Annotated in this window: 25 protein-coding genes; 22 read left to right on the forward strand and 3 right to left on the reverse strand. The window is 71.7% G+C overall.

Annotation, left to right across the window (positions count from 1 at the left end):
- Positions 1-6: 6 nt before the first annotated feature.
- The 6 genes from RVR_RS16125 to RVR_RS16150 all read left to right on the forward strand — a co-directional run bounded on the left by RVR_RS16125 (position 7) and on the right by RVR_RS16150 (position 3,524).
- Positions 7-237, forward strand: a complete 231-nt coding sequence (locus RVR_RS16125; RefSeq protein WP_202234524.1) for a hypothetical protein — start codon at positions 7-9, stop codon at positions 235-237.
- A gap of 102 nt (positions 238-339) precedes the next feature.
- A complete protein-coding gene (locus RVR_RS16130) occupies positions 340-1,044 on the forward strand; it encodes a hypothetical protein (protein ID WP_202234525.1) in 705 nt (234 codons plus the stop codon).
- Positions 1,045-1,046: 2 nt separating this feature from the next.
- Positions 1,047-1,751 carry a hypothetical protein gene (locus RVR_RS16135; RefSeq protein ID WP_202234526.1) on the forward strand — a complete coding sequence of 235 codons (705 nt, stop codon included), beginning with the start codon at positions 1,047-1,049 and terminating at the stop codon, positions 1,749-1,751.
- Positions 1,751-2,557 (forward strand): hypothetical protein, encoded by an 807-nt coding sequence (locus RVR_RS16140; RefSeq protein WP_202234527.1) that lies wholly within the window; start codon positions 1,751-1,753, stop codon positions 2,555-2,557. The genes RVR_RS16135 and RVR_RS16140 overlap by 1 nt, the downstream gene beginning before the upstream one ends.
- Positions 2,548-3,147, forward strand: a complete 600-nt coding sequence (locus tag RVR_RS16145; protein WP_202234528.1) for a hypothetical protein — start codon at positions 2,548-2,550, stop codon at positions 3,145-3,147. The genes RVR_RS16140 and RVR_RS16145 overlap by 10 nt, the downstream gene beginning before the upstream one ends.
- Entirely contained in the window at positions 3,144-3,524 is a 381-nt protein-coding gene (locus RVR_RS16150; RefSeq protein ID WP_202234529.1) for a hypothetical protein, read from the forward strand. Before RVR_RS16145 ends, RVR_RS16150 begins: the two co-directional genes overlap by 4 nt.
- A 13-nt stretch (positions 3,525-3,537) precedes the next feature.
- Here the strand turns inward: RVR_RS16150 and RVR_RS16155 are convergent, their stop codons facing one another.
- On the reverse strand, positions 3,538-4,107 hold the full coding sequence (locus RVR_RS16155) for a hypothetical protein (RefSeq protein WP_202234530.1): 570 nt from the start codon (positions 4,105-4,107) through the stop codon (positions 3,538-3,540).
- Positions 4,108-4,267: 160 nt separating this feature from the next.
- Here RVR_RS16155 and RVR_RS16160 point away from each other — a divergent pair, with 160 nt between their 5' ends.
- The 11 genes from RVR_RS16160 (at position 4,268) to RVR_RS16210 (ending at position 13,847) form a co-directional block, all read left to right on the forward strand.
- Complete coding sequence (locus tag RVR_RS16160) at positions 4,268-4,807, forward strand: hypothetical protein (protein WP_202234531.1); 540 nt, start codon at positions 4,268-4,270, stop codon at positions 4,805-4,807.
- 5 nt (positions 4,808-4,812) lie between these two features.
- Positions 4,813-5,031, forward strand: coding sequence for a hypothetical protein (locus tag RVR_RS16165; protein ID WP_202234532.1), 219 nt, complete (start codon positions 4,813-4,815; stop codon positions 5,029-5,031).
- A 57-nt stretch (positions 5,032-5,088) separates the two neighbouring features.
- Positions 5,089-8,337, forward strand: a complete 3,249-nt coding sequence (locus RVR_RS16170) for a phage tail family protein (RefSeq protein ID WP_202234533.1) — start codon at positions 5,089-5,091, stop codon at positions 8,335-8,337.
- 1 nt (position 8,338) lies between these two features.
- Entirely contained in the window at positions 8,339-9,580 is a 1,242-nt protein-coding gene (locus tag RVR_RS16175) for a hypothetical protein (RefSeq protein ID WP_202234534.1), read from the forward strand.
- A gap of 1 nt (position 9,581) precedes the next feature.
- Positions 9,582-10,733 (forward strand): hypothetical protein, encoded by a 1,152-nt coding sequence (locus tag RVR_RS16180; protein ID WP_202234535.1) that lies wholly within the window; start codon positions 9,582-9,584, stop codon positions 10,731-10,733.
- Entirely contained in the window at positions 10,730-11,020 is a 291-nt protein-coding gene (locus RVR_RS16185) for a Maf family protein (protein WP_202234536.1), read from the forward strand. The genes RVR_RS16180 and RVR_RS16185 overlap by 4 nt, the downstream gene beginning before the upstream one ends.
- A gap of 65 nt (positions 11,021-11,085) precedes the next feature.
- Positions 11,086-11,880, forward strand: coding sequence for a hypothetical protein (locus tag RVR_RS16190; RefSeq protein WP_237404775.1), 795 nt, complete (start codon positions 11,086-11,088; stop codon positions 11,878-11,880).
- 161 nt (positions 11,881-12,041) lie between these two features.
- Positions 12,042-12,305 (forward strand): hypothetical protein, encoded by a 264-nt coding sequence (locus tag RVR_RS16195; protein ID WP_202234538.1) that lies wholly within the window; start codon positions 12,042-12,044, stop codon positions 12,303-12,305.
- Complete coding sequence (locus RVR_RS16200; protein ID WP_202234539.1) at positions 12,305-13,225, forward strand: N-acetylmuramoyl-L-alanine amidase; 921 nt, start codon at positions 12,305-12,307, stop codon at positions 13,223-13,225. The genes RVR_RS16195 and RVR_RS16200 overlap by 1 nt, the downstream gene beginning before the upstream one ends.
- Before the next feature lie 17 nt (positions 13,226-13,242).
- A complete protein-coding gene (locus RVR_RS16205) occupies positions 13,243-13,467 on the forward strand; it encodes a holin (RefSeq protein ID WP_202234540.1) in 225 nt (74 codons plus the stop codon).
- Positions 13,468-13,469: 2 nt separating this feature from the next.
- Entirely contained in the window at positions 13,470-13,847 is a 378-nt protein-coding gene (locus tag RVR_RS16210; protein ID WP_237404776.1) for a hypothetical protein, read from the forward strand.
- A 116-nt stretch (positions 13,848-13,963) separates the two neighbouring features.
- Here the strand turns inward: RVR_RS16210 and RVR_RS16215 are convergent, their stop codons facing one another.
- Together RVR_RS16215 and RVR_RS16220 are read right to left on the reverse strand one after the other, a co-directional pair.
- Positions 13,964-14,533: a GNAT family N-acetyltransferase gene (locus RVR_RS16215; protein ID WP_237404777.1), complete on the reverse strand. Its 570-nt coding sequence runs from the start codon at positions 14,531-14,533 to the stop codon at positions 13,964-13,966.
- Entirely contained in the window at positions 14,530-15,864 is a 1,335-nt protein-coding gene (locus tag RVR_RS16220; RefSeq protein WP_488165668.1) for an NsdA family TPR-like regulatory protein, read from the reverse strand. The genes RVR_RS16215 and RVR_RS16220 overlap by 4 nt, the downstream gene beginning before the upstream one ends.
- Positions 15,865-16,034: 170 nt before the next feature.
- Between RVR_RS16220 and RVR_RS16225 the strand changes: the two genes are divergently transcribed.
- The 5 genes from RVR_RS16225 to RVR_RS16245 all read left to right on the forward strand — a co-directional run bounded on the left by RVR_RS16225 (position 16,035) and on the right by RVR_RS16245 (position 18,782).
- A complete protein-coding gene (locus RVR_RS16225) occupies positions 16,035-16,643 on the forward strand; it encodes a hypothetical protein (RefSeq protein ID WP_202234541.1) in 609 nt (202 codons plus the stop codon).
- Positions 16,644-16,737: 94 nt separating this feature from the next.
- Positions 16,738-17,160 carry an ATP-binding protein gene (locus RVR_RS16230; protein WP_202234542.1) on the forward strand — a complete coding sequence of 141 codons (423 nt, stop codon included), beginning with the start codon at positions 16,738-16,740 and terminating at the stop codon, positions 17,158-17,160.
- Between the two features lie 85 nt (positions 17,161-17,245).
- The gene (locus RVR_RS16235) at positions 17,246-17,416 is read left to right on the forward strand and encodes a hypothetical protein (protein WP_202234543.1); all 171 of its coding nucleotides are present in this window, start codon (positions 17,246-17,248) and stop codon (positions 17,414-17,416) included.
- A gap of 171 nt (positions 17,417-17,587) precedes the next feature.
- The gene (locus RVR_RS16240) at positions 17,588-18,409 is read left to right on the forward strand and encodes an endonuclease/exonuclease/phosphatase family protein (protein ID WP_202234544.1); all 822 of its coding nucleotides are present in this window, start codon (positions 17,588-17,590) and stop codon (positions 18,407-18,409) included.
- A gap of 25 nt (positions 18,410-18,434) precedes the next feature.
- Complete coding sequence (locus RVR_RS16245) at positions 18,435-18,782, forward strand: MazG-like family protein (RefSeq protein ID WP_237404779.1); 348 nt, start codon at positions 18,435-18,437, stop codon at positions 18,780-18,782.
- Positions 18,783-19,010 lie beyond the last annotated feature (228 nt).

Here is a 19,010-nt window from a genome sequence, read left to right on the forward strand (position 1 = left end):
CTGACCATGCGCTACTACGTGAACGACAACGGCGGCTGGCTGACGGTCAGCGGCGACCTCGGCCCGTTCGGCACGGTGCCGGACGGGTACCGGGAGGTCACCGAGGAGGAGTACAACCAGGCGGCCGGGACGGTCGTGCTGGAGCTGCCGAAGGATCCGCCCGCGGACGACGAGCCGGGCGACGGCGGGCAGGCCGTGGCGGAGCCCGCGAAGGCCAAGCGCGCGAAGAGCAAGTAGGGGGTCTCGCCGTGGCCGGGTAGCGCCTCCCGGTCGCGGCTAGACTCATTTCGACGCCGCTGGTTTTGGGCCGGGCCTCCGAGTTCGATGGAGGTTCCCGGCATGTCTTGCCCGCTCATCGCAAACGCGGACACGATCCGCGTCACCCGCGTCGACGGCTGTGGCCGCCCGATCTGTGGCGAGGACAACGGTTTCACGTTCGACTGCTTCGCGACGCTCGCCATGAACGCGAACGTGGACGACGGCGAGGACGTCGAGTACAAGGCGGCCAACGGCCGGATCTGCGGCTTCAAGAGGGGTTGCCCGTCGTTCAAGGGCTACGACATCGAGCTGTCGTTCTTCTCGGTCAGCCCCGAGCTGATCGAGATCACGACCGGCAACCCGGTCGTCTACGGCTTCGACGGGACCCCGATCGGCTACGACGACTGCTCGATCCAGTGCAACAGCGGCTTCGCGATCGAGCTGTGGGCCGAGGTCATCGGCACCGACGCGTGTGAGGCCGACTCGGCCGGCACCGGCGCCTGGATCTACTTCCTGATGCCGTGGGTCACCAACGGGCAGCTCGGCGACCTGGAGGTCGGTTCCGAGGCCGCGTCGCTCACCCTCACCGGCGCGACCCGGGCGGGCGGCGGCTGGGGCACCGGCCCGTACGACGTCATGGCTCTCGACGCGGCCGGTACCGCCGGTCCGCTCCTCACGCCGCTCGGCTCGAACTGCCACCGGCGGACGATCATCACGACGGTCGAGCCGCCCGAGCCGCTGTGCGAGTACACCCCGGTCACCGGCGGCCTGTGCCTGGCGTCGTGACGATGGAGGCACCCGACCTCGTCATTCCGGTGCGGGAGACCGCTGTCAACGAGCAGCTTCGGTACGCGCTGCGGACGTGGACGGCGAACCTCCCGCACCGGAAGGTGTGGGTGGTGGGCTACCGGCCGACGTGGCTGCGGAACGTCGAGCACATCCCCACCGTGCAGCCGGGGACGAAGTACCAGAACACAACGATCGCGGTCCGGGCTGCATGCGAACACCCCGACGTCAGCGCGCGGTTCCTGCTGATGAACGACGACTTCTTCGTCATGCAGAGGCAGGACCAGATGCCGGTGCTGCACCGCGGCCCGGTCCGGGAGGTCGAGCGGTACTACGCGGCCCGCGCGTCCGGGAAGTACCTGACGGGGATGCGGGAGACCCGGGATCTCCTCGTCGGCCTCGGCTACGACGACCCGCTGTCGTACGAGCTGCACGTCCCGCTGCCCGTGGAGAAGGACCGGATGCTGGAGGCCCTGGACGTCGGCCGCCGGCTGACGGCGGTCCACAAGCGGACGCTGTACGGAACGCTCGCGGGGCTCGGCGGGCAGCGGATCGAGGACGTGAAGGTGCTGCACCGCGGCCCCCGCTTCCCGCACGGCCCGTGGCTGAGCACGATGCCCGACGCCTTCGCGAACGGCATGGTCGGCCGGCACATCAGGACCGCGTTCTTCCGGCCGTCGCACTACGAGATCACGGGGAGGCGCTGATGCCGCTCAGTACCGGGCCTTGTGAGGCGTGGCCCACGAACCTGTGCTGCGAGATCGCCGACGGCATGGCCGAGGAGGACGTGGAGCGGTGGACGCTCGTCGCCTCGCAGATCCTGTGGGGCCTGTCCGGGCGCCGCCTCGGCCCGTGCCCGGTGGCGGTGCGGCCCTGCCGCCGGGCGTGCCTGGACGCGGCCCCGGTCAGCTTCCAGGCCGGGTACAGCGGCGGCCCGTGGATTCCGTACATCGACACCGGCGGCGTGTGGCGCAACGCGTCGGTGTGTGGCTGCAAGTCGGACTGCTCGTGCGGCGAACTGTGCGAAGTCCGCCTGGAGGGCCCGGTCTACGACATCGTCAGCGTCGATGTCGACGGCGAGGTCCTGGTCCAGGAGGCGTACCGCGTTGACTCGGCCGGCCTGCTCGTGCGCACCGACGGCGAGTGCTGGCCCACCTGCCAGGACATGGCCGCGCCGCCCGGCGAGCCGGGAACGTTCACCGTGGAGTACCGGATCGGCCTGCCGCTCGACGAGGCGGCGGTCGCCGCGGTGTCCGAGCTGACGTGCCACCTCCTCAAGGGGTGCGCGCCGTCGGGGAGCTGCGGCTGCAAGGCGAACCGGAACCTGACGAGGATGGTCCGCCAGGGCGTGGAGATGGAACTCCCCGACCCGTCCCTGATCTACGCCGAGGGCCGCACCGGCCTGCCGCTGGTTGACCTGTGGTTGTCGGTCGTGAACCCGTACCGGCTCGACTCCCCGAGCCGCGTCTACAGCCCCGACTACAAGCGCCCCAGGATGACGACGTGGCCCTGAACCCGCTCGCGATCCGCGACCTGACCGAGGCCGTCGTCGGCTGCGTGTGCGCCGCGCTCGCCCGGACCGCCGAGGAGATCGAGGGGCAGCCCGGTTGCCCGTGCCGTGCGTGCGTGGTCCCGGGGGCGCCCGCGTGGGACTCGTGCGACGACCCGTGCGGCGAGGACGGCGGGGGCGGGCAGCTCTCGGTGTCCGTGGCCCGGATCTACGGCAGCAGCGACGCGGAGTTCCCGAACGAGTCGCGGATCGTGCAGGGCGTGCGCGGGTGTATGCCCCCGCCGATCACCGCGCTCGAACTCGTCGTGACGCTGCTGCGGTGCGCGCCGACGTTCAACGAGAACGGGTGCCCGCCCTCGTGCGAGGACCTGGGCGCGTCGGCGCAGGTCCTCCACATCGACATGGTGACCGTCTTCAACGCGCTGCTGTGCTGCCTGCCGGGCACGCAGCAGACGCGGCGCGGCCGGCGGTTCGTGATGGGGCAGCAGAAGACGATCGGGCCGGAAGGCGGTTGCGTCGGCCTGGAGCAGCGCGTCATCGTGGCGCTCCCCGGCTGCGGGAAGTGCCCGAACGACGGAGAGGAGTCGCCGTGAGCGTCGAGGTGACGGTCGACCCGGGGAAGATCGCGCGGACTCTGCGGCTGCGGAACGGGTTCGTCGCGCGGCGCCTGGCGGAGCGCACCGCGCGGACCGCGCGGATCGCCGAGCGCGAGGCGCCCGGGAGGATGGGCAGCTACATCACGTGGAAGGTCCAGGACGGGCCCGGCGGCCTCCAGGGCGTCATCGCGTGCGACCACCCGGCGGTGCGGTACGTGCTGGACGGGACCCGGCCGCACATCATCCGCCCTCGCCGGAAGGGCGGCGTGCTTCGGTTCGAGGTGGGCGGCCGGGTCGTGTACTCGGCGTACGCCCGGCACCCGGGCACCCGGCCGAACAACTTCCTGGCCAGGGCGCTGATCGAGGGGCGCTGACCGGGCGCGGCGCTCACGCGCTCGCGGGCTCCCGGTCGGGGAGCTTCGCGAACGGCGACGGCCGGCCCTTGGGCGTGGCCTGGGCCACGGTCCAGTCGAGATCCGTGCGGGCGAGGAGGTCGTCCAGGTCGGCCGGGCGGACGCGCAGGTACGCGGCTGCCGCGCTCTTCGAGTAGAGCTGGCCGGCGTGCGCGGCGGCGTCGAGGGCTTCCCGGTCGGCGAACGCCTCCAGGGCCCGGCCGTCGTACATGGCGTGGCCCTTGTACTCGCCGATGACGGGGATGAGGTTGCGGCGGCCGAGCTCCATCACCGCGTCGGCGCTCACCTCCTGGCCGAAGCGCTCGCCGAGGATTTCGGCGGCCCGCCACGCACCGACGTTGGGCTGAGCACCGACCGCCGTGCGGATCTCTTCGAGGCGCGACATCGCGTCGGCGACCACCGCGGCCGACCACCGGGACCCGGAGGCGACATCGGCGGCCGGGATCAGGCCGAGGGCCTGCGCCCGTTCGAACTCCCACTGTTGCAGGCCCAGCCGGGCCGGGAACTGGATCGGCCCGTAGTCTGCGGGCTCCTTCTTCACCATGCGACGCCCCCTTGCACTCGCTGTAGCTACCAGATCACTGTAAGCGGCGGTCGCCGGCCCTCGCGGCCGTTCGCGGCAGCCGCCCGGGGAGGCATTACCCTCTCGGTTCACGTCGCTGGTTTTGGGCCGGGCGTCCCGCGCGGGAAAAGAAGGGCCACCCGTGGCTACGAAGAAGTTCACGCTCAACTCGACGCCCCACGAGGCGGAGATTGGCAGCGCCACCTACCTGTTCGAGCCGGAGATCCTGGGCGATGAGTTCCTGGACCGGTACGAGCGTCTTCAGGAGGCGAACCGGCGCCTGAACCTGGATCCGGCGAACATGGCGGACACCGACCTGTCGAAGGTCCGCGAGGCGACCGTCGCCATGCGCGTGTTCCTCGCGAGCCTGATGCTGCCGGAGTCGGCGCACGAGTTCGCCCGGTGGGACGTCGTGGTCGGCGGGAAGGTGGTCAGCTCCCACCCGAACCCGGAGGAGGCCGGCGCCGCCGCTGCGAAACGGAAGGGTGCCACCGTCGCGGACGCCGGCACCCGTTACCCGGACCGGGTGCTCGTCGAGCTGATGGAGTGGGTTGTCGAGCTGTATGGAGGGAACCGCCCTCCTACGTCGTCCAGCGGCTCTGCGCCAGCATCGCCGCCTCCTGGGAGGCGTGGGAGGGGAGTCTCGCCCTCCAAGGCGTCGATGTCCACGCGTGGTCGCTGAAGGTGATGCTGTCGGCCGCCGAGGCGACTCTGGAGCAGGGCGCTGAGGACGAGGCGGACTGGCGGCGGATCAAGGCCAAGCTGTACGCCCCGCCGAAGGGTCAGCGCGGGCCGCAGAGGCGGGCGCGACCGCCCGGCATGGGCATGGACATGGGGCAGGCGCAGAGCCTCGCGGCGCAGCTCGCCGCGGAAGACGCGCGGATGACGGGTAGCCGCACCGGCTAGTCTGGGGGGCGCCGCTGGTTTTGGGCCGGGCAACATCGCTCTTTGCGAGGTTGCCCGGTGGCCGACGACGAGGACTACGGTCGCGGTGTAATCCGCATCGTCCTTGACGACGCGGAAGCCGTCGCTGACGCTCGCGACCTCGGCATCCGGATCTCGCGGGCCCTGGACAGGGCCACCCGCACCGTCGGCACCCAGATCCGCCGGAACATCCAGCGCGGCCTGGATGCGGCGAACGTCACCGTCGACGTCGTCCCGGACCTCAGCCGGTTCGACGCCCGGGTCCTGGCGCAACTGCGCTCGCTGGAGAGCATCAACATCCCGGTCGCGCCGGACCTGACCGGGTTCGTCGAGCGGATCCGCGCGCTCCTGGCGGGCGTCGAGGTCGAGGTCCAGGTCGTCCCCGACATGTCGGGGTTCGACGCCCGGCTGCGCGCGCACAACCTGCCGACGCTGAACGTCCCGGTGAACCCGGACGTCAACGGGTTCTCCCGGGCGCTGCGCGGGCTGTCGTCGCTGGCGAGCGGCGTCGGCGGGGTCCTCGCCAGCGGCTTGAAGTTCGCCGCGGTCGGTGCGTCGGCGCTCAGCGCGGCGGCCGGCATCTCCTCGTTCGTCGCGTCCCTCGCCCCGGCGATCGGGATCGTTGCCGCGGCCCCGGCGGCGATCGGCGGGTTCATCGCGGCGAGCGCCGCGTTGAAGCTGGCGCTGTCGGGCGTCGGCGACGCGTTCGGCGCGGCCCTCGGCGACGACGCGAAGAAGTTCGAGGAGTCCCTTGAGGGGCTGTCGCCCGCCGCCCAGGCGGCGGCCAAGGAGGTCCGGGCCCTCAAGCCGGCGTTCGACTCGTTGAAGGACAGCGTCCAGGACGCGTTCTTCAAGCCGCTCCAGGGCCAGATCACCGCCGTCGCGAAGGCGCTGAGCGGGCCGTTGAAGTCCGGCCTGTCGGCGATCGCCGGGAACTTCGGTCTGGCCGCCGAGCGGGTCGCGAACTTCGCGAAGTCGGCGACCGGCATCCAGGCGATCAAGGGCGTCCTGGACGGGACGAGGGCGGCGACCAGCGGTCTCGCCGCGGCGATCGGGCCGGTCGTCTCCGGCCTGGTCCAGGTCGCGGGCGCGGTGTCGCAGGCGTTCGGGGCCCAGACCGGGAACCTGATCGCGAACCTGGGCGCGCGCCTCGGGACGTTCCTCCAGACGGCCGCGCAGTCCGGGCAGGCCGTCGCCTGGGTGCAGGGCGCCCTCGGCGTCTTCAAGCAGCTCGGCGCGCTGGTCCTGTCGGTCGGCGGGATCCTCTCGGACGTCTTCGGGGCGCTGGCGGCCGGGGGTGGCGGGCAGCTCGCCGGGCTGGCGCAGATCTTCGACGCGGTACGGGCGGCGATCCAGCCGCTGCTGCCGCTGGTCACCCAGCTCGCGATCACCGCCAACTCGGTGCTGGGCAACGCGCTGAAGGTGCTGAGCGCGGCGCTCGGGCCGGTGATCACGGCGCTGGCGAACACGCTGCTGCCGCTCCTGCCGACCTTGACGGCGGCGTTCGACCAGTTCGCGGCCGGGGTGGCTCCGATCGCGGCGCAGCTGGGTACGGCGCTCGGCGGGGCGATCTCGGAGCTGCTTCCGGCGCTGCTGCAACTCGTGCCGATCCTGACCGGCACGCTGCTGCCGGTCTTCGGTCAGCTGGTGTCGGCGGTCGCGCCGCTGGTCGGGCAGCTCGCGGGGAGCCTGGCCCCCGTCATCGCGCAAATCGCGCAGTTGTTCGGAACGGTGCTGGGGGCGGCCCTCCAGATCGTCGTTCCGCTGCTCGGCCCGCTGGTCGGGATCGTGACCGGGCTGCTCGGCGCCCTGTCGCCCCTGATCCCGGTTCTCGGGCAGATCGCGGAAGCGCTCGGTGCGGCCCTCGGCGACGCCGCGAAGGGGCTGGCCCCGCTCCTGGTGACGATCGGCGACGCCGCGACGACCGTCGTCGCCGCGCTGGCGCCGCTGGTCTCGCAGATCCTGCTGTCGCTGCTGCCGATCCTGCCGCCGATCGTCGACGCCTTCAACGCGCTGGTCGGCGCGCTGGTGCCGCTGCTGCCGCCCATCGCGGGCCTGGTCGCCGCGCTGGTGCCGCTCGTCTCGCTGATGGTGCGGATCGCGGCGCCGATCCTCCAGATCGCGGTCGGGTTCGCGTCGTGGGTCGTCATCAGCACCGTCGTCCCGATCATCTCGGCGGTCGTGTCGGTGCTGACCGGCCTGGCGTCCGGGCTGACCTCGGTCGTCAACTTCATCGTCGCTCTGCCGGGGATGATCACGAGCGGGCTCTCGTCGCTGGCCTCGACGATCGGCTCGTTCTTCTCGAACCTGTTCGTCTCGCTGGGCGCGACCCTGACGGCCGGCTTCCAGGCCGTCGTCAACTTCTTCGTCCAGCTCCCCGGGCTGATCCTGGCGGCGCTGGCCGCGCTGCCCGGCCTCCTGGTCAGCCTCTTCGTCAACGCGGTCGCCGCGGTCGGCATCGCCCTGCTCACGGCCATCGCCGGAGTGATCTACGTCTTCACCGTCCTGCCAGGGCAGATCGCCTCTGCGCTGGCGTCGCTGGGCTCGGCGATCGGCTCGGCCTTCTCGCGGGCCTTCTCGGCGACGGTGTCGGCGATCTCGTCGTTCATCTCGTCGGCGGTGTCGTTCTTCACGGCGCTGCCCGGCCGGATCGGGTCGGCGCTGGCCGCACTGCCCGGCAAGGTGAAGTCGCTGTTCACGTCGGCCGGTTCGTCGGCGCTGTCGGCCGCCAGGTCGGCCGGCTCGTCGATCGTGTCGTTCTTCTCCGGGCTGCCGGGCCGGGTCGGGAGCGCCCTGAGTTCGGTCGGCTCCCGGATCGCGAGCGCGTTCCGCAGCGCCGTCGGGTCGGCGCGCAGCGCGGTGTCGTCGCTGATCTCCAGCGTCGTCAGCCTGTTCTCGACGCTGCCCGGACGGATCGTCAGCTCGCTGGGGAACATCGGCGCTCGGATCGTCTCGAAGATCAAGTCGGGGCTGCCGAGTTCGGTCCGCAACCTCCTGCCGTTCGCGAACGGCGGGATCGTCACGCAGGCGACCCCGGCCCTGATCGGTGAGGCCGGCAAGGAAGTCGTCATCCCGCTGACCCGGCCCCGGCGCGCGGTCGAGCTGGCACAGCAGTCCGGGCTCCTCGAACTCCTCGCCCGGCGCGGGGTGGTCGGCCCGTCGAGACCGGTCGCCAGCGGAGGAGACACGACGGTGAACCACACCTGGAACATCACGACGCCGGCGCAGGACTCGCGGGTCCTCGCCGAGCACCTGTACGGCCGCATGGCCCTCGCGGCGGGGGTGTGACGTGATCGCCGACTACGCCGACCTCGGATGCATCGAGATCATCAACTCCGCGCGGGCCTCGGTGTACGCCGAGAAGTACTGCCTGCTCACGTCGTGCGAGCCGTGCCCGGGTCTCCCGGAGGCCATCAGCGACGAGCCGTACGTCGACCCGGTGACGGACCCGGCGCCCTGGTACGACCCCGCGGTCCCCGAGTCCGCTCAGTTCCTCGGCGTGATGGGGCTGACTGTCGCCGGGTTTTCTCAGTCGACGCGCAGCCGCGACCCGGTGCAGCTCGTCGGCGACGGCGCAGCCCTCGGCATTGCCCGGCGTGCGCACCGCGAGATCACGTACACGGTGCTGCTCCTGGTCCTCGATGAGTGCGCGCTGCCGTACGCGCTGGAGTGGCTGTCCGCCGCGCTCCAGGGCGCCCCGTGCGAGGGCTCGTGTGTCGGCGACGAGCTGGGCGTGTTCGCGTGCTGCCCGACCGGGGACGGGACGCGGGAGCTGCGGCACCTGTACGGCGTGGGCCTGATGACGGGGCCCGAGATCACGTCGGCGCGGTACCTGGACGAGGGGATCATCGCCGAGGTCACGTTCACGCTCGCGGCGTCGGTGCCGTGGATCTACCGGGAACCGCTCCAGACGCTCACGGACTGGGTGTCGCTGTCGGCCGGCACGCCGGTGACGCTGGACCCGGACGAGGTGTACGGGGAGTGCGTCGAGGCGACGCCGTGCCTGGAGGACCCGGAGTGCCCGCCGCCGCCGCTGCCGGTGCGGGCGCCGGTCCCCGTCGACCCGTGCTACCCGACCGGCGAGGACGACTTCTACCGGTCGGTGCTGTCGCTGTCGCCCGTCGACCAGCCGGGCTGGCTGGAGGCCGTGCCCGTCCTGGAGCTGGAGACCGGCGGCAGCGCGCTTCGGCGGCTGATCGTGCGGTTCTGGGCGAACCCGCTGGGCTCGGACTGCATGGACGTCGCCGACCCGTGCGCGGCGTGCACCGACATCCAGATCCCGTACCTGCCGCCCGGGTCGACGCTGCGGGTCGACGGGCGGACGCAGCGCGCGGAGGTCGACTGTCCGCAGGGGCCGCTCGGCTCGTCGACGAGCACGCCGACGCTGTACGGGCCGCTGGGCCGCTCGTTCGAGTGGCCGATCTTCTCGTGCCCGACGGGCCTGTGCATCGAGATCTTGTCGACGGAGGCCGCCACCGCGGGTGACGCGCGCGCCCGGGTCCTTCTCGTTCCCCGATCGGACGTGGGCTGACATGGCTGAGCTGGGCTGCGCCCAGGAGTACCGGGCGATCATCCACTGGCGGGGCGGCTCGCGGCCGTTCACGTCGCCGCAGGTGAGCGCGCTGACCTCGGTGAAGTGGAACCGCACGGTCAACGACACGTCCGAGGGCACGATCACGATCGCCAAGGGCGCGGCCGGCCGGGAGTGCTGCGGCCTCCTCGGGCAGATCGAGCCGTACGTGCACGAGCTGTCGCTGTACCGGGACAGCGAGCTGGTGTGGCAGGGGCCGGTCACCCGGACCGTGGAGAACCGCACGACGTTCACCGTCGAGGCGAAGGACGTCACCGAGTGGCTGGCGCGGTGCGTGAACACGACGCTGCTGCGCTACCTGTCCACGAACCCGGCCGACCCGATGCACGGCGGGCCGGTGCAGGAGATCGCCGAGACGATCATCCGGCTCAACCTGGAGACGACCGGCTTCTCTTCGGGCCCGGACTGGCCGGTGATGCTCGACTACATCGTCCGCGACGACGACACGGTGGACACGTTCTTCGAGAAGGACGGCAGCGACAACGTCTCGGTGTGGATCGTGCCGATCCTCCAGATCCTTGACGACGAGCTGGTGACGCGCGGCCTGGAGTACACGACGGTGGGGCGGTCGCTGATCCTCGGCCGCCCGCAGACCACCGACGACCCGGCGCAGGCCCGCCTCACGCTGGAGCACTTCGCCGGCGACGTGCAGATCACGCGGGACGGGGCGAACGCGGCGACGCTCGTGTGGGTCACGAACCAGAACGACCAGGAGATCGCGGGCACGCAGTTCGGCGTCTCCGGGGTCATCAGCCCGTACTACGGCCGGCTGGACACCCTGATCCGTACGCAGGCGGAGGGCCTGACCGCGTACGACCTGTGGCAGATCGCGCGGGCCTCGTACAACGGCCGGAACCCGGTGCCGACTTCGCTGTCCATCCCTGAGGGGTCGAGCCTCGCCGCGAGCGCGCCGGTGTCGATGCGGCAGCTCGTGCCCGGGGTCCGGATGGACGTCGTCGCGACGGACATGTGCAACGACCTGAGCCAGCCCTACCGCCTGTCCGACGTCGACGTGGAGTGGGGCAGCACCGGCGAGCAGGTCGGTGTCTCCCTGGTCCCGATCGGCGACCCCTTCACAGGAGATCCGCCATGACACCACTTCCAGGACAGCGAGCGGCGCAGCGGCCGATCCGGGCGATGGTCGCCTCGCAGCGGGCGTTGGGCCGCGCCGCGCAGGCCGCGAACGGGGCGCTGGTCGGCCCGACGGGCGTCGCGTTCATCGACGGCCAGCAGTACGACGTCGACCTGTCCGCGCCGCCGGACGAGCAGCTACGGCCGGTCGAGCCGCCGTGTGTGTGCACCTGCCGCTGTCCGTGCCCCTGCGCCGAGCCCGGCGCGCACGACGGCGGCCGGACCAAGAAGCAGAAGAGGCAGGGATAGGTATGGCGCGGTGTGGATGCCAGGGAGGCTGCTCCTGCTCGGTGCAGGGGAGCGCCCCGATCACGGTGTCGGGGAACGGGTCCTCCGGGGCCCCGTTCGTCGTGGGGCTGTCGTACGGCGGCGAGACCGGGTGCGACGGGATCATGGCGTGCGTCTGCGACCACTCCGGGGACGGGCTGTCGTGCTCGGGCGGGGTGCTGGCGGTCCAGCCGTCCGACGACGAGGGCAACCTCGTGCAGATCGGCACGGACGGCGGCGTGTTCGTGCCGACCGCGGGCGCCTCGGCCGGCCTCGTCGAGGGCCAGGCCGTCGACATCACCGGCGACCAGGCGAGCGGCTACACGATCGGCGCGCGGATCAGCGCGGACCCGAACAACGCCATCACGCTCGGGTCGGACGGCGGCCTGTACGTGCCGGGGCCGAAGTACGCCTACGGCAACATGAACGCGAAGACGATCACGACGGACATCACCGACAACTGGATGGTCCCGACGATCGTCGCCCAGTCCGGCGGGTTCTCGATCTACACGGCCGATGGGCACACCCGCGTCGCGCTGCCCGACTCCGGGACGTGGTTCTTCCAGGCGCAGTTCCGGTGCAACACGAGCGCCGGTTTCACGGCCACCACCGGCGCCCTGTTCTACGCGGCGATCAGCGCGGCCGGGCGCGGGTTCATGAACGCGCACACGTACACGCGGACGTCGACGATCACCGGCATGCACTGCACCACGATGGACGACTTCGCGGGTGCGGCGAATCCGAACCTGTCGTTCCGCGTGCAGGCCAACAGCAGCCACAAGGAGCGGCCTTCGGTGACCGGCTGGTGGTCCGCGTTCCTCGTCGGCCCGAGCATCGCGTGACCGCCCCGCCCGCCGTCCGGACACCGCCGTCCCAGCCGTGTCCGGACGGTGTCCGCGCAGGTCACCGGCCTGTCCCCCTTGTGTCCGGGCTCGTGTCCGGACACGTGCCCCAAGCCTGTCCGGACAGTGTCCGGACATCTCCGTCACCCCTGGAGGTGCGCATGTCCCAGAAGCCGACCGTCGGCCGGGCCGTCCACTACGTCAGCCACGGCACGCCGCTGCGGAGCGACGGCAGCCAGGCGTTCCCGCCGACCTGCCGCTCGGCGACCGTCACCGAAGTCGACCCGGACGACCCGGGCCGGGTCGGGCTGTGCGTCGTCAACCCGACCGGCCTGTTCTTCCACCCGCTCAGCGCGGGCGGGTCGGTCCACGACGACACCGGCGCCCAGCTCGGCGGCACCTGGCACTGGCCGGAGCGTGTCTGATGTCGAACCCACTGAGCGCCGCCGTCTTCCTCCGGGCCCTCAAGGACGAGGGACTGACCGTCGTCGAGGTCGCGGGCTGGAGCACGCACAACCGGAACCAGATGGGCGCCTGGGGCGGCGTCCACGGCGTGATGATCCACCACACCGTCACCAAGGGCACCGCGTCGACCGTCGGCATCGTCCACGACGGGTACAGCGGGCTCCCGGGCCCGCTCTGCCACGGCATGATCGCGAAGTCCGGGGCGGTGCACTTGGTCGGGTACGGGAGGGCGAATCACGCCGGGTTGGGCGATCCCGACGTGTTGAACGCGGTGATCGCCGAGCGGGCCCTGCCGAAGGATGACGAGGCGACCGTCGACGGCAACCGGGCCTTCTACGGCTTCGAGTGCGAGAACCTGGGCGACGGCTCCGACCCTTGGCCCGACGTGCAGTTGGAAGCGATCGAGCGGGTGAGCGCGGCGATCTGCCGGGCGCACCGCTGGGGCGCGCTGTCGGTCCTCGGCCACCTGGAGTGGCAGCCCGGGAAGGTGGACCCGAAGGGCTTCACGATGGCCGGCATGAGGGACCGGGTCGCCGGGCGCCTGGGGCAGAGCAAGCCGGGGCAGCTCCCGACGCCGGTCCGCCCGAAGGTGTCCCTGTCGCAGCTCATCGCCGCCGCGAAGTCGAACCCGGCGATGAAGGGCCAGCCGGTCACGTACGCCGGCGTCCTGACGTACGAGACGGCCCTCGTCGACGAGGGGCTGCTGTCGAAGACGTACCGCGACGGGCACTTCGGCTCGACCACGATCACGGCCACGAGCCTGTGGCAGGAGCGCCTTGGCTACCGCGGCCGGAACCCCGGCCAGCCGGCCGACGGCATCCCCGGCCGTGACTCCCTGACCCGCCTGGCGGCGAAGCACGCCTTCGACGTCGTGGCCTGAACCGGAAGGACAGAGAGATGACGAACGGACCGATCGAGCAGAAGGTGAAGGCGGCGACCGCTGCGGCGTACGTGGGATCCGCCGGGCTCCTCGGCGCGCTCGCGGCCGTGCAGGACGATGCGCGGCTGGTGGGGTGGCTGCCGGACGGTCTCGCGCCGTTCGTGCTGGCGCTCGTGCCGACGGCGATCACCGCCGTGTCGGGCTGGAAGGCCAGGCACACGCCGCGCGGCTCAGGGGGGTGACCGTGGAGGCGACGGGAAACCCCGCACTGGACGCGGTCCTGATGTGGGGCGGCGTGATCACCGTCCTCGCCGGGGTGGCCGCCCTGCTGTGGCGGGCGGTGAGCGCGGTCATACGTCTCGCGCGCCGGGTCGATGAGTTCATGGACGACTGGGCGGGCGAGCCCGGCCGGCCCGGGGTGCCGCCCCGGCCGGGCGTGATGGAGCGCGTCGCCACGATCGACGAGCGGCTGACGAGGGTGGAGCACGAGCTGTACCCGAACTCGGGCGGCTCGCTCCGGGACGCCGTCGACCAGGCCAACGAGCGCCTGGTGCGGCTGTGTCCGGACCCGGACGCGTGCGATCCCCCCGGATCGCCGCCCGCGCCTCCCGCGCCCCAGTGACCGGGGCGCCCGCCTCACGACTCCGGGGCGGGCGCCCCTGCTCGGCGGGGAGGGGCGCGGGCGGACACGACGAAGGCGCCGCGCTCGGTGAGCGGGGCGCCTTCGGTGCGTTCCGGTCAGGTCGCCGGCTCGTCCAGGTTGAGGACCATCGCCGTGTAGAACGGCGCTTCCTCCCACGGGTGCGACAGCCCGACCTCGCGGTAGCCCCAGGCCGCGTACGCCGACTGCGCGGCCTTCGCCTCCGGCTCGGGCCGGACGGTGAGGGTGACGCGCTCGACGTCCAGGCCGTGGAGGAGCAGGGCGTGGAGGGTCTTCGCGATGCCGAGGCGTCGCCACGCCTTCCGCACGGCGAGTTCGAGGATGACCCAGGTCCGGGTGCCGGTCTCCCGGGTGAAGTCCTCGGACAGGTCGGCGTCCTGGATGTTGGCCCACCACGAGCTGTCCGCCGGGAGGAGGTAGCCGTAGGTGAAACCCACGACCTCGTCGCCGTCCCGCGCGATGATCAGGCGCATCCCGGCGCGCTTCGCGTGGACCTGGTAGTGCTGGATGAACTCGGCGACGTCGCTGGGGCCCTCGCGGTAGGGCGGCTCCTCGTAGACCTCCTCGTACGCGGCGAGGAAGGTGTCGAGCTGCCCCGCAGCCTCTTCGGCCTCGAAAGTCTCGTAGGTCAGCTCGGCCGGCTTCACGCCGCCCCCTTCGTCTCGACGTACTCCGTCAGCTCGTCAACGGCCTGGCGGGCCGGGCGGGCGTCGCGCTGCCGCAGCAGGTCGGTGACCTCGTGGAGCTTCCTCGTGACGCGGCCGGACTCGACCTCTTCCAGGTGCTCCAGACTCTCCACGGCGTGGGCGGCGCCCTCGTCGACCTCGCCGGACCGGATCAGGCTGTTCGCGAGGGTAAGCCGGTACAGGGCGCGGTTGCGGCCATAGGTGCGGTCCTGGTGGGCGAGGGCCGCGCGGAGGAACTGGACGGCTGCGCCGTGGTGGCCCAGCTCGGTGTACAGCATCCCCTGGGAGTAGTCGAGTTCAGCCTGTCCGTGGAACGCCGCCCAAGTCGGGGCGGGGCGGCCGGTGCCGCTGCGGTCGACGAGGTGCATCGCCTCGGTGAGTCGCCGGGAGGCGCCGCGGCCGTCGTTCAGGAGGGACAGGGCGCGGGCCTCGCGGGCGGCGATGATCGAGCGGAGGGTGGGCGAGTTGAGCCGGGTCGCGCGCTCCTGGGCGGCGTGGGCGAGTTCGAGCCCTTCCCGTGGCCGGCCTTCGTGGCACGCCTGCAAGCTCATGGAGGAGAAGACGAGGACCTGGAGGTTCGCGTCCTTTAGGACGGTGGCGGTCGTCAGGGCCTCGCCCCAGTAGCGACGGGCCTCGTCCTGGTCGTCGGCGTCGTAGGCGAGCCATCCGCAGTGCTCGGCGGCCTCGCCGGCCAGGAGGTGGAGCTGACGGCCGATGGTGTCCGGGTAGGACCGGGTGTTGCGGATTCTCCGTACCCGCCGGAGGTGACGCTCCGCCAGACTCCGTACGTCGTCGCCGCCATAGGCGTTGTCGAGCTTGAAGAGGGAGTGCAGGCCCTCGCGGAGCTCCAGGAGGTGCACCGTTCCGATGGCCCCGGTCGAGCTGACCGGTGTCAGCGGGCGGGTGTGGGCGGGCATGGCTGCGGCGGCAGTGACGCCGACGCTGTCGGCAAGGAACGCACGGCGGTCCACGTTTGGCGTGCCTCTCTGTGCGGGAAACGTTGCGACCCCCACGGTGGCACCTGGCGGCGGCCCAGGGAAGCCGAGCAGGTGAGGACTTACCCCGAACATCGCGTGCAGCACCCGCCAGGCGCGAAGGCGCGGGGCCGGAGGTGACGGCTGCTTCCAGCGGCGGAACTGTCGGTCCGTCACCGTCACGGGCTCGCCGAGGACATCGGCGGTCGCCTGGAAGGCGCGCAGAAACTCCGCCGGCCGCAGCCACCCGTGCTCGATGCATACCTGCTCGAACGGCGTCAGGACGTCCACCCCGCCACCTCCCGTGATCTGGTTCACACCGACGGTAGCGCTTGCACGGCCCGATGAAAGTCCGGTCGTAATGAAAAGTCCGGCGAAAAGTCCGACCGAACGTCCGGCGCGCTCGGTTTGCAGGGAGTTGGCTCATAGGTGAGAGCCAACGCGCTGCCGTTGCCCATCGAGCAAGACCCGTCTGGGAGTGCTGAGCGATGACGAGCACACACGCGAACGACGAGCCGGTTGACGCTGTCCCGGCCGGGTTCGAATCCTCCACGGCCAGGACCACGGTGACGGCCGGTGTGGTGACCACGCAGGCGGAGCGGACGCTCGCCGCGGGGCACTGGCTCCTCGCGGCGGCTCCCTTACGGGCTCAGGCTCAGGCCGAGTGGGAGGAGCACGGCGCGGCGTGGTTGAAGCCGGGCGTGCTGTTCTCGGCGCTGTCGATCCCGGCGGAAGTCCTCCACGCGGCCGTGGGTCTCGACTCCCCGCAGGCGTGCGCCGGTCCGCTCACCGAAGTGCTGGAAGACGGACCGCTGTTCTTCCGGCCCGACGAGTTCCAGGGGCGCGGCTCGTACACCGCGCTCGTCCCGGCCCGCGTCGCCCGGCTCCGGGTGCCGCTGCCGGGCGTCGTCACGCTCCCCCAGTGCGCGCTGCTCCTCGTCCCGGCGCCAAACCGCACCGAGCCCGCCAACGGCGGACCTTGGTGGGTGACCCCCCTCAACGGGCCGGGACTGCTCTGCTCGCCCGAGCGCGTCGCCGCGCTCGCCGGTCTCGGCCGTGACGCCCTCGCCGCCAAGAGGGCGCGTCAGGATGCCTGAGACCGCCGTACGCTCGGCCGCCCCCTTGGTGTCGACTCCTTCGGGGGCGGCCGGCCGAAGTTCTGCCCGGCCCCCACGGATTGGTTCCCTCGTCATGGTCGAGACCGCAGCGGGCCCGATGCCCGCCTACACCGAGACGCTGCCGAGAATCCCCGAGTCCGTTGCTCACGCCCGCCGCCTGGTCGACCTCGCCCTGAGTGTGTGGGGGCTGTCCGGCGTTCAGGACATCGCCGAAATCGTCGTCAGCGAACTGCTGACGAACGCGGTCCAGCACGCGCGCCGCGACTCGGTCCGCGTCACCGTGACCCGCCTCGGCGACGAGGAGGTGCGAGTCGCCGTGGTGGACCTGTCGCGGACCCGGCCGAAGCTGCGGGCGGCCGACGCCGACGAGGAGGGCGGGCGCGGGTTGGCGATCATCGACGGGCTGAGCCGTGGCCGGTGGGGCGTCGACCCGAAGCCGTGGGGCAAGCAGGTGTGGGCCGACCTGGCCCCCGACAAGGAGTCGCCCGGTGAGTGAGCGGGCCCGTCAGGTGCTGTACATGGTGGCGCTCGCCTCCCTGCTGGGCGCTCTGCTCTTCGGGATCGCGCACGGGTAGCTCTGCATGAACAGGGACTGGATCACCGGCTGGTGCTGGCGCTGCGAGGCGACCGACGTGCTCGTGCTGTGGGTGGGGCCCGTGCACAGCGCGGAGGCCGGAGAGGCGCCCCTGTACTACTGCCTGCCGTGCATCCGCCGGCTCGAAGAACTGATCGCCGCCCACCACCGGGCGTGACGCTCCCCCTCGTTGCGGCGGCCGGACTCCTTCGGCCGCCGCCCGCGCCGCTAGGTTCCTGATGGCCGCCGGCGTCCGGGTACTCCAGCTCGACGCGAGCACGGACGGCCCGGACGAGGTCGCCGCCGCGGTCGTGGCGGCTGCCAGGGGACCGTGGATGAAGGGCAGTTCATGAGCAGGCCGGGCACGTGCGACGTGCTGACGTTCAACCTCAACAACCCCAGCCGGGAGCGGGCCGAGCGGCAGCTCGCCTATCTCGCGGCGCGGCCGGAGGCGGTTCTCGTCCTCACGGAGACGGCGGACAGCGCCGGGTGCGCGTTCCTCGAGGAGCGGTTCACCGCGGCCGGGTACGCGGTCGCGTTCCCTCGGCCCGGTGAGCGGGGCGAGCGGGGCGTGATGATCGTCAGCCGTCTCGCCACGCGCCCCGCGGCGTTCCCCGTCGGCTACCTGCCGCACCGGGCGGTCTCCGTCACGGTCGACACCGACGAGGGTCCGCTCGACGTGGTCGGCCTGTACGTGCCGTCGCGGGACGCGTCGCCGGCGAAGAAGGAGCGGAAGCGGCGGTGGCTGGCGGAGTGCGCGGCGGCGCTGCGCGGCGGGCCGGCTGGGGCCCGGGTCGTGGTGGGGGACTTCAACGTCCTGGAGCCCGAGCACACGCCGCGCTACCGGTTCTTCGCGCCGTTCGAGTACGAGTTCTACGAGGCGTTCGGCGGCGCGGGGTACGTGGACGCGTTCCGCGCCCTGCACCCGGCGGCGCTCGAATACTCGTGGGTCGGCAAGACCGGCGACGGCTACCGGTACGACCACGCTTTCGTGTCCGGCTCGCTCGCGGGCGGCCTGCGCGGCTGCTCGTACGTCCACGAGCCGCGCACGATGTCCGGCCGGCTGACCGACCACTCGGCGCTGGCCGTGGGCCTTGCCGTCGCCGCGTCGGCGCCGCTGGCGGTGACCGATCCGGTGCGGGTCGAGGAACCCGTCCCGGCCCTGTTCTGACGTCCGCACGACCGATGGGAGAGACATGAACGGCGAGCTGCACAACCAGATGTGGGACCAGATCGCGAGCATCCGTGAGGGCCTGGACGAGAAGACCGGCGACCTCTCGCCGCGGGAGCGGATTCTGTTCCGCGTCCTGAAGATCGGCGAGGAGTTCGGGGAGGTGGCCGAGGCTCTGCACGGGGTGAACGGCACGAACCCGCGCAAGGGGAAGTCGCACACGATGGATGACGTGGTGAAGGAGCTGGTGGACGTCGCGGTCACGACGCTCATTGCGCTGGAGTCCGTCACGCCGGATGCCCGGAAAGAGTTCGAGGCGCGGCTCCAGCACCTCGTGGACCGGCCTCTGCGGCCGTCCGGCGGAGCTGGCTGATTCTGGGTGTGACACCCGGATTCGTCGCCCACACCCCGGGTGTGGGGGGTACCGTTGCACGGGCCCTGACCTGGACGTACTTGTCGGGTACTTCTCCCGATTCTGGGTGTGAGCTGGGTGTGATCTTGAAGAAGCGAGAAGAGATCGGAAGGTGTGTCAGGAGTGCGTGAGAAGTCGCCTCGTTGGGCAACAGCCCCACCGACACCCCTCTGACCTGGCCCTTTGAGG

It is taken from the genome of Streptomyces sp. SN-593, assembly GCF_016756395.1.
Taxonomy (GTDB): domain Bacteria; phylum Actinomycetota; class Actinomycetes; order Streptomycetales; family Streptomycetaceae; genus Actinacidiphila; species Actinacidiphila reveromycinica.